Below are 14,264 nucleotides of genomic sequence, written 5' to 3' on the forward strand. Positions count from 1 at the left end.
ATTAAACATCAGGAGGTAATGGAGTGGCGATTAACCCTAAAGCCGTCTTTTTGGATATGGACGGGACGATTTTGAATCATACCAACGAAGTAAGCATGGACACGAAAGAAATCATAGATAGACTGCGAAGTGAAGGGATTTTCGTATTTGTAGCGACAGGCAGATCCGCTGAAGAGCTGGCAGAAATGCTTCCGGAAGGCTTTGCTGTAGATGGCATCATCACCTCAAACGGCATGGCCGGTTATATCGGGGAAGAAGTCGTGTTCGAGCACGCACTGCCGCTGGATTTGGTGGAAACGGTCATTACCAAGGCACGGGAACGCAAAATCTATTATGAGCTTTTCCCGCATGGCGAAGCTCGGCTGGTGCTGAAACAGGACCAGGCATTTGTCGAAGCAGCTGTTCGTGATCCTAAGCCCGATTCCGTCCAGATCAACGAATGGATTTCACGCCAAAAAGCGATTGAAGAGGAAATCGAGTGGATAGACGAAATTACTGGAAGTCATTTTTCCAAATTTTATTTCTTCGCAAGAACGAAAGATGAAATCGATGATTGGAAAATTGAACTCAAGCAACTTCAAAAAGAGATGGATTTCACGATGACTCCGTCTTCACCGCATAATGCCGAAGTGATGGTTGCAGACATCAACAAAGCATCAGGTATCAAACAGATGCTGGAGCGGTTCGGTTTAACGGGCTGTGAGACCCTAGCCATCGGAGACAGCGACAACGATGTCAAGATGTTCGAGTATGTCAGCCATGCCGTCGCGATGAAAAATGCGGCGGACCATATCCAGGCCATGGTCGATGAGGTGACGGAATTCACCTGTGATGAAAATGGCGTTTATCATTACCTGAAATCGAAGGTATGGGAACAACTGGAAGCAAGAACCTCAAAAGCGTGAATTGAATAACGGCAAAACAAAAGAATCCCCCAAAACGCTCACTGTTAAAGTGTTCGTTTTGGGGGATTTTATTTTTTGTGAATAATTGTTGTCAGCATACCGAATCGTTGGATTTAGGTACCGACAGTCCGAATAGTGGACGGAGATACAATGCGACAAACGTTCCGGCTAATGCCAGAATGCCCCAGATGTAGCCGTGGAGGCTGAACGACGCAATGCCACCGAAGTAAGCGCCGATGTTACAGCCGAATGCCAAGCGGGCGCCATAGCCCATCAGCAAGCCACCGATGACAGAAGCGAAGAAATTGCCCACTTTCACTTTCGTGAACTTGAACAAGCCGCCAGCGGCTGAAGCAAGGAATGCCCCGATAATGACGCCGAAGTTCAATACTGTTGTGGAATCGGCAAAGATTGAAGACTCAAGCATAGCGGCATTGGCACCTTGCCAATAACCCCAGCTTGCTACGTCAACACCGAACAACGCAGCGATTTTCGAGCCCCACAGTGCAAACGCCGATGTGATGCCCCAAGGTGTACCACGGACCATCAACGTCAATGCGTTCAACAATGCCAGGATGATGGCTGCAGCGAACAAAGGCCATGAACCGCGGAAAATCCGTCTCCATCCAGAAGCGGATGGCAGAGGCGCCATTTTTGGAGCGCGTCTTTTTTTCTCGATAGCCAAACTGATCAAAGCAATCAAACCGAAAATGACAATCGACACAAGCCAAGCGCCGCCGTAGCCAAGCCCAGTTGAGGTGGCTAACGAAATCGGTTCGAACGCCGGCATTTCTTCTGTCCAGAACGGCAGATGGTAAGCGCCGATCGTTGTTCCGATGATGAAGAACAGCAAGGTCACAAACATCACCGTACGTCCGCCGCCGATTGCATACAAGGTACCGGAAGCACAGCCGCCGCCGAGTTGCATGCCGATTCCGAAGATGAATGCTCCGACAACCAAGCTGACGCCTACAGGTGAAACATAGCCGGCAACTTCAGTTCCGAAAAATGAATAGCCATATGCCAAAATCGGCGCAAACAAAGTCACCGCAACCGCAAGCATCAGCATATGGGATCGCATGGCTTGGCCGTTGCCGACAGATGCCAGGCGTCGGAAAGCTGAAGTAAATCCGAAGCGTGCGTGGAATAAGGTATAGCCAAGCAATAGTCCGATGACCAGCAAAATAGGTTGTGCTATGTGTTGAGTAGCCAATAGATAAATCATTAATAGAGCCGCAACCACCAGGCCGCCGACAATCAGTGAAACCTGAGGTTTGTTTAAAGCTGTATCTTTCCGTAAAACCGGATCTTTTGCATCGTTTACCGGTTGAACATGTGTAAGTGAAGTCATGAAACCATCCTTTTCTTAGTGAGTTAGTCGGGAATACTTGGTTATCATATAGCTTGAACCCCGGGGTGTCAACGGAAAATGCTTTGGATTAAGCATTTAAAAAGAATATAAATTATGTGGATAACACGGAATATGTGATGGGAAAACGTATATTCCACTGGGGGTTTTAAAAAATCCAGGAAATCCATGCGCGTTAAAATAAGCAATCAGAAACGAAAACTGATCTTGATGGGTGTATACTGATAAAATAAGTAAAACAAGTGCGTGTTTGGAGGAAAAAGAATGTTCAGCGATATTGCAGTGGAAGAACTGATCCCGTTAAGTGAACAGAAAAAAATGGTGCTTATCGATGTGAGATCGCCATCCGAATATAAGAATTTTTCAATACCTGGAAGCATCAATATCCCTTTTTTCGATGATGCGGAGCGGGCAGAAATCGGCACACTCTATAAGCAAAAGAGTGTAGCTGCAGCAAAAGAGCGCGGCCTTGAAATCATCTCGGCCAAGCTGCCGGAATTTGTGAAGCAATTTAAACAGCTGGAAGGCAATAAAACGGTATTTTGCTGGCGGGGCGGCATGCGCAGCCGAACAACTGCTACGCTTTTGTCGTTGATGGATGTCCATGTCAGTCGGTTGGAAGGCGGAATCCGTGAATACCGGAGATGGGTCATCAACCAGCTTGAGCAGCCGGAAACCCCTTTTAAAGCATATGTATTGAACGGCTTGACTGGAACAGGCAAAACGAGAATCCTGAAAGCGTTGGAAAAACAAGGCTATCCTGTCATCGATCTGGAAGGGCTGGCCAATCATAAAGGCTCGATTTTCGGCCATATCGGCGTTGAGCCGAATAACCAAAAAAAATTCGACTCGCTGTTGGTTCAGCAATTCCGGGAACTCGAAAAATCGCCTTTTGTCCTTTTTGAAGCTGAAAGTTCACGGATCGGCAAAGTTGTCATCCCGAGCTGGGTGATGGATCTGAAAAACAATAGCGTTCAGCTCATTATCGACATGCCGATGGAAGAAAGAATCAAAGAGATCATTGAAGATTACCGACCTGTTCAGTACCAGCAGGAATGTATAGCAGCCTTCCAACGGATCAAAACACGGATGCCGCAGGATGTTTCGAAACAGATCGAAGCGGATTTGGAAACAGGGGAATTTTCCTCTGCGGTACGTCTGCTGCTGGAGTATTATTACGATTCCCGCTACAAGCATACCGGTCTTCAATACCCGGACCAGCAAAAGAAAGTATTGCAGGTGCAAAATCTGGAAGAAGCCATCGAAGCGATCAAACAGCAGATTCCGGATATCGAGAAGTCGTCGGCAAGCTAACTCACTCTTTATAAGTGAAACAATCCCCTCAACTCCATGTTGCAGGGGATTTTCTTTACTTACTGGCGATGCCGAAGTAGCTCAGTTGATTCGCTGCATGCAGTTAGGGATAATGGAGAGAGCTTCGAATTCTTCGCAACGGTTTCGGGTATTCAGGCATCTCAGGAAGGAACTGGCCCCATGAACTTTTCACTTAATGAAACAAAAATAAAAAAACTATGCGGACTTGCCGCTTACAAAAAAGGACGGTCCTACATTTTGGGCGGCAAAATCCGGCTCTCACCGGATCTGAATGACGACCGGCTGATCAAAGGCATCGTCACCGGCCGCAACGAATTTCACGTCAGTGTCAGGCAGGAACAGGACGGGGAAATCCTGGCTTCCTGCAGTTGTCCGCCAGTCGGTTTTGTAACGACTTATTGCCATCATATTGCAGGTGTTCTGCTGGCGATTGACGACATGCAGCAACGCGAAAACCCAACGATGAAAATGCTGGATTTATTCACGCGGCAAACAAGCGGAACTAAAGGCAGACGGCAGTACTTCGATAAGCGGCAAACGCTTCAAGTCGAGTTCAGTTTCCTTCCGGTTCTAATGGAAGGAACAGGCTACGTACTCGGTCTGCGGCTCGCTATCGGAACAGCTGGACTGGAACCTGTAGGAAATATTGGTGATTTCCTTGAAGCGGTGAGGACTGAGGAATCGTACAGCGAATCAGCTGGAGTCCATTACTCGCCAGAAGAACACCGCTTGCAGGATGAGACTGAAAAGGTACTCGATTACTTGGCGAAAACGCGGATTACAGGTGCAGGAAGTTCAGGAAAAACAGATCTGGTGGTCTTGGCAGCTTCGGACTGGGAGCGGCTGTTGCCTTTGATGCAAACCGTGCCTTTCGTTAAACTGATGGGCGCTGGACGGATTACCGAAGGCATCCGCATCGAAAAAGAATTGCCGCTGTCTTTCCACTTTGCTGAAAACCGCTCCGGTGGCTTTCGTCTGGACGTCGAAGGTTTGGAGGAAGTGCTGATCCTGAAGGTTTACGAGCTGGTGATTGCGGACGGTGCCTTGGTCCATTTGGCTGGGGAAGATGCCAGGCGTCTGGCGGAATTGAAGGAATTGCTGCCTGGCTCGGTTGACCAGCTGCTGATTCCGGCAGAGGAAATGGACCATTTCATGGCGACGGTCGTGCCGGGGCTGGAGCGTTTAGGGAAAGTCCATATCGCTGATGCAGTAGCGGAACGGCTGGTGGAAACACCTCTCCGCGCCAAGCTGTATCTCGACCGCATCAAGCATCGTCTGCTGGCAGGAGTGGAATTCCATTACGGCCATTTGGTCATCAATCCGTGTGAAGAGGCGGACGATGAATTCCGCCATTATCCAGGAATCCGCCGGCAGCGCGAGCAGGAGCAGGAAATTGTGAAAGTAATGAAAGACAGTGCATTTACACAGACGGACGGCGGTTTCTATATGCAGGATGAGGAATCGGAGTACCATTTCCTCTACCATGTCATTCCTGTGCTTGAAGAATTGATGCAGATTTATGCGACAACAGCCGTCAAGCTTCGGGTTCAGAAAAACTATGGCGGTCCGAAAGTGAAGGTTGAAATCAGTGAGCGCACCGATTGGCTGGAATTTCGCTTTGATCTGCAGGATATTCCGGAAGCGGAGATCAAGAAAATTTTGAAGGCGTTGGAAGAAAAACGGCCTTATTACCGAATCCCTAACGGTACGTTAATGTCTTTAGAAACAGCGGAATTCATGGAGTTGAGTGATTTCCTGCGCGAACTGGACGTCAATTCCGCTAATTTCGGCAGGGAAGAGATCCGCATTCCTTTGATCCATGGCCTCCACTTGGTGGCTTCACTGGATGAAGGACAGCTGCTCGACCCAGGGGCCAGTTTTGCCCACTTGCTGCAAAACCTGAATCGACCGGATGAGCTGGATACTGATCTACCGGAAAGTTTGAACGGGGTACTCCGCGATTACCAGGAAGCCGGTTTCCGCTGGCTTAACCTGTTGGCGAAATATAAATTCGGCGGCATTCTGGCGGATGACATGGGGCTTGGCAAAACGTTGCAAAGCATCGCCTTTATCGTCTCGGTGCTGCCGGATATCCGCAAACAGCAGCAGCCTGTCCTCGTGGTTGCCCCTTCGTCGCTTGTCTATAATTGGCTCAACGAATTGACGAAATTTGCACCAGAACTCAAAGTTGGGATCATTGATGGCACTAAAACACAAAGGGCTTCTTTGATCCAAAAAACACAGGGGCTGGATGTCGTCATCACGTCCTATCCTTCCTTGCGGATGGATCAAGTGCTGTACCGCAGCCAAAGCTTCCATACCTTGTTTTTGGATGAAGCACAGGCCTTTAAAAACCCGGTCACCCAAACGGCGAAGGCCGTCAGGGAAATTCAAGCAGATCACCGGTTTGCGCTTACCGGAACCCCGATTGAAAACTCGCTGGATGAATTATGGTCGATTTTCAATGTGGTGTTTCCAGAGCTGTTGCCGAACCGCAGGCTGTTCAGTGAGATGAGGCGCGAAAGCATCAAGAAGCGGGTCCGTCCTTTCATCCTGCGCCGCATCAAGACGGAGGTGTTGACGGAGCTTCCGGACAAAGTGGAAACCATCCATTATTCGGAACTGCAGAAAGAGCAGAAGAAATTATATGCGGCTTACTTAGCCGAATTGAAACAGGATGCACTGAAGCATTTGAACAAAGACAGCTTCCAGAAGAACCGGATCCGGATTTTGGCGGGACTGACCCGGCTGCGCCAGTTATGCTGCCACCCTGCATTATTCGTGGAAGGCTACGATGGCGGATCAGGCAAGTTCGATCAATTGATGGAGCTGGTGGAGGAATGCCGGCTGTCCGGACGGCGTGTGCTGGTATTTTCGCAATTTACCCAAATGCTCGGCATCATCGGCCATCAATTGGCGAAAGAAGGAGTCCCTTATTTTTATTTGGACGGCCAGACTCCGCCCGCAGAACGGGTGGACCTGTGCAGCCGATTCAACGGGGGACAAGGTGATTTGTTTTTGATTTCCCTGAAAGCCGGCGGTACTGGCCTGAATCTGACGGGAGCCGATACAGTCATCCTTTACGATCTTTGGTGGAATCCGGCTGTCGAACAGCAAGCTGCTGACCGGGCGCATCGCATGGGACAGAAGAAGGAAGTGCAGGTGATTCGGCTGGTCGCCAAAGGCACCATCGAAGAAAAGATTAATGAGCTGCAGATGAGAAAGAAAAACCTGATCGATGAGGTGATCCAATCGGGAGAAGAACCGCTGAAGGCGATGTCTGCAGAGGACATCCGGGAAATCCTGACGATATAGCCTGTCGATCTGCCGAATGTCTTTTCTATCCGGAGCATCCTATAAAAATCATCGTCGAAAAGGAATTATTGTGCCCGGTTTGGTAAAATGGTTGAAAGAGAGCTGAGGTGTTGATATGGATCCGAAAAGCATGCTGGAAAAAGTGAAAAACCGTACTCCTGATGTATTAGGAAATAAGGATTTCTCAAAATATGCAATTCTTTTGCCCCTTATCGAAAAAGATGGAGAAATTCATGTCCTCTTTGAAGTTCGCTCCTATGACTTAAGAAACCAGCCGGGGGAAATCTGTTTTCCCGGGGGAAGAATTGATTTTCAGGACCAGACGGAAGAAGACACAGCCGTCCGGGAAACGATTGAAGAGCTTGGAATAGAAAGAGCCGAAATCTCGGATATCTTTCCACTAGACTATATTGTTTCGCCTTTTGGCATGATTGTGTATACATTTGCCGGCATCATTGATCCGGAAGCTGCATTTGAGCCGAATCCACCCGAAGTCGACAGCATCTTTACGGTTCCGCTGTCGTTCTTCCTGGAAAAAGAGCCGAAAGTATACAGCATCAATTTTGATATCCAGCCGGAGGAGAGCTTTCCCTACGATTTGATTGCCGGAGGGGAAAATTACAATTGGCGGACGCGCCAAGTTGATGAATACTTTTACATTTATGGAGACAAGGTCATTTGGGGGCTTACCGCCAAAATTCTTGCACACTTTATCGAGATCATTCGCTGAATGGTCTTTTTGTTTTGGAAAGGAACGGGTCTTTTATCGCAATTTTTGAATTGTAGCCGGCGAAGCTTTTAAAGGGCGGAAAGAACGTGTATAATTATTCATATTACTGATAATTAAAATTATTTTTACAAAGGAGTCCTGACGATGACTACATATCAGCTTGAAGTTATTGAAAATACCAACAAAAAAGAAAAACCGGTGAAAGACCAGGTGCCATTCGGGACGACGTTTACTGATCATATGTATATCCTGGAGTATGAAACAGAAAAAGGCTGGTATGATCCGAAAATCGTTCCCTACGGACCGATCAGTTTAGATCCTGCGGCGATGATCTTCCATTACGGACAAACGGTTTTTGAAGGCATGAAAGCCTATCATACAGAGGACGGGCGCCTTTTATTGTTCCGTCCCGAAAAGAACTTTGAGCGTCTGAACCTTTCAAGTGAACGCCTGAGCATCCCCGCCATCGATGAAGAACAGGCTTTGGAGCATTTGACACAATTGATCAAGCTTGAAAAAGACTGGGTTCCGAAAACACCTGGAACTTCGCTGTATATCCGTCCCTACATCATTTCAACAGACGCCAATCTTGCAGTCGGACCGTCTCAAACCTATAAATACATGGTCATCCTGTCACCAGTGGGCTCTTATTTCCCAGGCGGCCTTCACCCGGTTGTCATCCATGTAGAAGATAAATTCACCCGCGCAGTAAAAGGCGGAACCGGTATGGCTAAAACAGCCGGAAATTATTCGTCAGGCTACCAGGCGCAGGCCAATGCCAAAAAAGAAGGCAACGCGGATGTCCTATGGCTGGATGGCGTCGAAAAGAAATACATCGAAGAAGTCGGCAGCATGAACATCTTCTTCAAAATCAACGGTGAAGTGGTGACGCCTGAGTTGAACGGCAGTATCCTAAAAGGCATCACGCGCATGTCCATCATCGAATTGCTTGGCACATGGGGAATCACCGTAACCGAAAAACGTGTTTCCATCGATGAACTGTACGAAGCATATGAAGCCGGCCAAGTCGAAGAGGTCTTCGGCACTGGGACGGCAGCCGTTATTTCTCCAGTCGGGGAACTGAACTGGAAAGGCCAGAAAATGATCATCAACAATCACGAAATCGGTGAATTATCACAAAAACTATACGATACGATCACAGGAATCCAGACAGGCAAGATTGAAGATACACTGGGCTGGACTGTGGAAGTAAAATAATCGGCAAGTTTCTCTTTAGCCATTAGCATTTCTGAAACCCGTCGCTGTCTGGTTATCCTTTGGGATAGCTCGACAGGGATGGGTTTTTAGCTGTCCTATTGAATGTAAGGTTTAAAAAGTTGGTTAAGAGAGAACATAGTTAAAGAAAGACAGGAGCTTTTATGTTATGTTAGAAAACGGTAATTTTCATGCGTGGAGCGATTCTTCAACAACTTGAGAAAATGATTTATGTAGTTTTGAGGCTGTATACTAACTCTACCGAGCTTCATGCCCTCAAAAGTTTTGGCCAATCCCTTTTCTGCGGGGTCTTCAGCTTTCACTGATTTCACAGGAGTCTTCTTGGCCAGCCTGGTTGGGAGTCTGTTGCTTCAATCAAAGAACGTAACCTGCTAGTCAGTTCCGGTAAAAGTAGTCCCGACAAATTTGGTATATCCTTCACTCCAGGATCCGAAGTGCAAGGCGACGAAGTGTCGAAATCCACTCGGGCGTCAGTCCGAGTTAGTTCGGCGCCAGCCCGTGGAAAGCGTCCGCCTGGAGCGCAGGATTCAGTATAAACATGATGAAATGTGTATTCATTCTTTAAGTGACATAAATTTTTTCGTCTACAAGCTCATATTTTTAATGATAGAAAAGAAGGTGTAAGTATTGGAAAGCTTGACTGGCTTAAAACGAGTCCATTTTATTTTGTTGATGGGTGCACTGACTTCCTTAATTCCATTCACGATCGATATGTATTTACCGGCTTTCCCAATTCTTGCAGATGTCTACGAAACCAATGCCACCTCTGTTCAATTGAGCTTGACCGCGTGTCTGCTTGGACTCGCGTTAGGCCAATTGATCACAGGAGCGCTTAGTGATGTGCAGGGACGGAGAAAGCCACTCCTGATTTCGCTGGTTGCATACATAGTAGCCTCAGTGGCTTGCATATTTGCTCCAAACATCTACATATTTGTTCTACTGCGTTTCGTACAGGGCTTTGCAGCTTCCGGTGGCTTGGTTATTTCCCGGGCAATAGTGCGGGACGTCAGCAATGGGGCGGAATTGACAAGATTGTTCGCTCTATTGATGGTCGTCAACAACCTGGTTCCTCTGCTGGCGCCTTCAGTTGGCAGCGGGGTCCTGCTGTTTGCAGACTGGAGAGGAATTTTCCTGGTGCTGACGGTTCTGGGAATTGTCCTGTTGCTCGTTTCAGCCTTCCGCCTGAAGGAAAGCTTGCCGCCTGAAAAAAGGGTTCCAAGCAATCTGGGAACGACCTTCAGCAATTTTGCGGGAATTTTAAAGAATCGGCAGTTCACGGGCTATGCGTTGGCGCAAGGTTTTCTGATCGGCGGTGTTTTTGCCTATGTGTCGGGAACTCCCTTCATCTATCAGAATGTGTACGGAGTATCGCCGCAGACATTCAGCTTGCTGTTCGGTATGAATGGCATCGGACTGATTATCGGCAGTTATGCTGTTGGCCGTTTCTCGTACATTTGGTCTGAAAAGCGGTTTTTGGAAACCGCGCTTTATACTGCCACGACTGCCGGTGCAGTTTTATTGGCCGTCGTGTTGCTTGATGGCCCTTTATGGGCGGTCGTCATTCCTATTTTCTTTTTCATCACGTCGATTGGCGTGGTGGGAACAGCCGCTTTCACTCTAGCCATGGAAAGCCAAGGCCATGTAGCAGGAAGTGCTTCGGCATTGCTTGGCTTGCTGCCGTTTATTCTTGGAGCAGCGACGGCGCCGTTAGTAGGGATTGCAGGAGAAGATACGGCAGTTCCAATGGGGCTGGTCATTTTCATCATGTGCTTGACTGCATTGTTGGCCTATATATTCTTTGCAAAAAATGCAACCGCATCAACTGCCAAATAATCTGAAGCCCGGAAATTCTTCCGGGCTTTTTGTATTGCGTAAAAATACCTGTTTTTCACCGTTTACAAATACTAAACAATTTTCCCGTCAGCGCTTAACAATCAAATCCTATACTGAACTTGTTCATCAACTGACTGGAGGGGAAACAAATGATACATAGAAACTTGAAATTGAAAGTACTTCCGATTGCTTTAGCTTCAGCAGTGGCGCTGACGGGGGCAAGTTCGTTTACTTTGTCAGCCGAAGCAAAAGCTGGAAATAATCAGGGCAAAGCACCTGAACACAGCCAGGGCAAAGGCAAAGGCGGCAAAAAAGATGAAGTAAAGAACGTTATTTTCCTGATCGGTGACGGAGTCGGGACATCCTATACATCTGCCTATCGTTATCTTCAAGATGATGCTTCCACCAAGTTGGTCGAAGACATGTCCTTCGATTCTTATTTAGTTGGACAGCAATCGACATATCCGGAAGATCCTGCACAAAACATCACGGATTCCGCTTCCTCTGCCACAGCGATGGCTGCCGGCATAAAAACCTACAACAATGCGATTGCGGTCGATAACGATGAAAGCGAAGTGAAGACAGTCCTGGAGGCTGCCAAAGAAAAAGGAAAAGCGACAGGATTGGTCGCAACTTCCGAAATTACACACGCCACCCCGGCATCGTTCGGCGCTCATGACATCGCACGAAAAAACATGAATGCCATTGCGGATGATTATTATGATGAGTTGATCGATGGAGAGCACAAAGTCGATGTGCTTCTGGGTGGAGGCGTCAATCTGTTTGAACGGACAGACCGTGACCTAACGGAAGAGTTCCAGAAAGACGGCTACAGCTATATTACAGACCGAGAACAGCTGTTGAGCAACGATGACGAGCAAGTACTCGGCTTGTTTGCGCCGGCGGGCCTTCCGAAAATGATTGACCGTGACGACAGCATCCCTTCATTGGCGGATATGACAGAATCGGCCATCGATCGATTATCGGAAGAGGAAGACGGATTCTTCCTGATGGTGGAAGGCAGCCAGGTCGACTGGGCAGGACATGACAACGATATCGTCAGTGCGATGAGCGAGATGGAGGATTACGACCAAGCGTTCCAGGCAGCCATCAAGTTTGCTGAAGAAGATGGCAATACGTTGGTCGTCGCAACGGCGGACCATTCAACTGGCGGCTTTTCCATTGGTTCGGATGGCATCTACAACTGGTTTGGAGAGCCGATCAAAGCGGCAAAACGCACACCTGATTTCATGGCTGAAAAAATCATTGGCGGTGCCGGCGCAGAAGAAACGTTAAGCAAGTATATCGACCTTGACCTGACAGCTGAAGAAATCGGCGCAGTTAAAAAAGCGGCAGCGGGCGGAAACTTCACAGCGATCGATAATTCGATTGAAAAGATTTTCGATAAGCGTTCACACACGGGGTGGACAACCGGCGGACACACAGGGGAAGATGTTCCGGTTTATGCATACGGACCTGCAAGTGAAAAGTTTGCGGGACAGCTCGACAATACCGATCATGCAAAAATCATCTTTGACCTATTGAAAGCAAAAGTGGAGATCGATGATAAGTAAACCAGTAAAAACAGCAGTGAAATGAGGAACTGACATGAAAAAGACCGTTTATTTAATAGGCCTCTCCGCGCTATTGCTCGGAGGGTGTTCGGAACAAGCAGATTCAACAATGGCCGTTTCAGCAGCCGGCCAGCAAAACGAAATCCCCGGCTATTACGAAGACTATGTCCTTAGCCCCCAGGTGACGGATGACCGACTACTGCAGGAGGGCGGCCAACACAAGCGGGATGCCAAAGGGGAAGCAACTGTTGAAGCGGTGAATATGGACAGTGAGACAGCTGAAGTCGGTCCGGTGGAACTGACCTTGGCGGAATCGAAAATTCTACAGCTCAAACCGGATTACAGCCTGATTGATTTTTTCCACTCCTACACGCATGATCAGGAGTTCAAAATCGTGAAAATGTTTGTGGAAGTCACGAATACATCCGACGAACCGGTTTATTTTGCACCTGTGGCTTTGATGGAAACCGCCAAAGGGGAAACAAAACTTTGGGAAGATGATATTTACTTGGAAGAGTTGAACGGTGAACTCGCTGCAGGTGAAACCAAACGAGGCAACATCGGCTTTATTGTTGAAGACGGCAGTTTTGATTCGGTATCGATCACCACAAGTGATGTCTTTGACACTCAGGACAATAAAATCGCAGAAGCGTTGGAATTCCGTACGCAGTTTGAATGACGGATCAGTTCAATCCGGTAACGAATTTCTGCATTGGCCACTGCTGTTAAAGTGGAGGTAAAGCATTCCAGAAACGTGGCAGGCTCATGGACATGGGTCTGCTTTTTGCTGTATTCACTTATTATCGGAGTTGACGGAATATATTGAAAAAAGAAGACGGAACTATTTTTTAAAAGAAAATAAGGGTGTATGATAGAACAAAATGGGAGCATCGGTAGAGCTTGTAAAAAGGGGAGGTTTGCCATGAAATTGATTGAACTGTATATCGGGGAAGTGACGAAGAGGATTCCGGAAAAAAAACGGAACGAAGTTGCAGAGGAGCTGCGGTCGACTATTGAACAGATGCTGCCGGATCCTTATACGGAACAGGATGTCAAAAATGCCCTTGCCGAGCTGGGCCATCCGGCAGTTCTGGCAAGCCGTTATGCAGAGCGGCCCATGTATTTGATCGGGCCCCGTTATTATGACCTCTACCTCCAGCTGCTGAAGCTTATCCTGCCGATTGCCATTACGGTGACCACCATTGTCATCATCATCGTTACAGTCGTTTCAGGAGCAGGAGAAGAGCCGGTCTTGACGATCATCGGAAATTTAATCGGAGGCATCATTTCAGGAATCGTCAATGCGGTAATTCAGGCCGTATTCTGGCTGACCCTGGTGCTGGTGATTGTTGAACGCGCGGAACATTCCAAATCACAAAGGCCGCTCGCCTTGAATTTTGAAGAATGGACACCGGATGATCTCAAGGAATTTCCGGAGCGGCCGCATATCTTAAAAGAAAAAAAGATTCCAAGAAGCCAAATATTCGGCAGCCTGATTTGGACGGCAATCTGGACAACGGTTTATTTCAATGCGGATAAACTGCTTGGGATATACCAGCAGGGGCAGCAGGGAGGCCTGGAATTCACCACGCCGATCTTCAATCAGGATGTCCTGATTTCCTATTGGCCATTGATCATACTTGTCGTCGTCCTCGAAATTGCATTGGCAGTCTATCAATGGCGCGCGTTGCAATGGACAAATAAATTGGCCCTGTTCAATGCCTTTGTTCAGACAACGTCAGTGCTTGTGTTTATCCTGATCTTCACCAATTCCAATCTGATCAACGCGGCGTTCCAGCAATGGCTTACGGACCTGTTCGGCGGTACGGCTGGCCTCAATTGGCTGATTGGCAGTGTTTTAGTGGTTGTCATTATTTTCTCAGCCATAGATGTCATTCAAGGGATCCGAAGAGCAAGAATCCGGACAAAATAAATAATGGAAAGAGCGTACAGAAGAATCTTTCTGT

Annotated in this window: 10 protein-coding genes; 9 read left to right on the top strand and 1 reads right to left on the bottom strand. The window is 47.8% G+C overall.

Translation table 11 applies throughout. From position 1 onward, the window contains the following. The first annotated feature begins 23 nt into the window (after positions 1 to 23). On the top strand, positions 24 to 905 hold the full coding sequence (locus K8U60_RS06590; protein ID WP_223636127.1) for a Cof-type HAD-IIB family hydrolase: 882 nt from the start codon (positions 24 to 26) through the stop codon (positions 903 to 905). A gap of 91 nt (positions 906 to 996) precedes the next feature. Here the strand turns inward: K8U60_RS06590 and K8U60_RS06595 are convergent, their stop codons facing one another. Then, positions 997 to 2,256, bottom strand: a complete 1,260-nt coding sequence (locus K8U60_RS06595) for a YeeE/YedE family protein (protein WP_223636131.1) — start codon at positions 2,254 to 2,256, stop codon at positions 997 to 999. Between the two features lie 282 nt (positions 2,257 to 2,538). Here K8U60_RS06595 and mnmH point away from each other — a divergent pair, with 282 nt between their 5' ends. From mnmH to K8U60_RS06635, 8 genes are all read left to right on the top strand, one after another. Next, positions 2,539 to 3,588 (top strand): tRNA 2-selenouridine(34) synthase MnmH, encoded by a 1,050-nt coding sequence (gene mnmH, locus K8U60_RS06600; RefSeq protein ID WP_223636133.1) that lies wholly within the window; start codon positions 2,539 to 2,541, stop codon positions 3,586 to 3,588. Between the two features lie 180 nt (positions 3,589 to 3,768). After that, a complete protein-coding gene (locus K8U60_RS06605) occupies positions 3,769 to 6,924 on the top strand; it encodes a DEAD/DEAH box helicase (protein ID WP_223636135.1) in 3,156 nt (1,051 codons plus the stop codon). Between the two features lie 115 nt (positions 6,925 to 7,039). Further along, positions 7,040 to 7,654 carry an NUDIX hydrolase gene (locus K8U60_RS06610; RefSeq protein WP_223636137.1) on the top strand — a complete coding sequence of 205 codons (615 nt, stop codon included), beginning with the start codon at positions 7,040 to 7,042 and terminating at the stop codon, positions 7,652 to 7,654. A 144-nt stretch (positions 7,655 to 7,798) separates the two neighbouring features. Further along, complete coding sequence (locus K8U60_RS06615) at positions 7,799 to 8,872, top strand: branched-chain amino acid aminotransferase (protein ID WP_223636139.1); 1,074 nt, start codon at positions 7,799 to 7,801, stop codon at positions 8,870 to 8,872. Positions 8,873 to 9,517: 645 nt separating this feature from the next. Continuing rightward, positions 9,518 to 10,723: a multidrug effflux MFS transporter gene (locus tag K8U60_RS06620; protein WP_223636141.1), complete on the top strand. Its 1,206-nt coding sequence runs from the start codon at positions 9,518 to 9,520 to the stop codon at positions 10,721 to 10,723. A 149-nt stretch (positions 10,724 to 10,872) separates the two neighbouring features. Next, positions 10,873 to 12,297 carry an alkaline phosphatase gene (locus K8U60_RS06625; protein ID WP_223636143.1) on the top strand — a complete coding sequence of 475 codons (1,425 nt, stop codon included), beginning with the start codon at positions 10,873 to 10,875 and terminating at the stop codon, positions 12,295 to 12,297. 34 nt (positions 12,298 to 12,331) lie between these two features. Next, on the top strand, positions 12,332 to 12,976 hold the full coding sequence (locus K8U60_RS06630) for a DUF4352 domain-containing protein (RefSeq protein WP_223636145.1): 645 nt from the start codon (positions 12,332 to 12,334) through the stop codon (positions 12,974 to 12,976). A gap of 243 nt (positions 12,977 to 13,219) precedes the next feature. Then, positions 13,220 to 14,230, top strand: a complete 1,011-nt coding sequence (locus tag K8U60_RS06635; RefSeq protein WP_223636147.1) for a hypothetical protein — start codon at positions 13,220 to 13,222, stop codon at positions 14,228 to 14,230. Positions 14,231 to 14,264 lie beyond the last annotated feature (34 nt).

Source organism: Planococcus circulans (assembly GCF_020023385.1).
Classification (GTDB): domain Bacteria; phylum Bacillota; class Bacilli; order Bacillales_A; family Planococcaceae; genus Planococcus.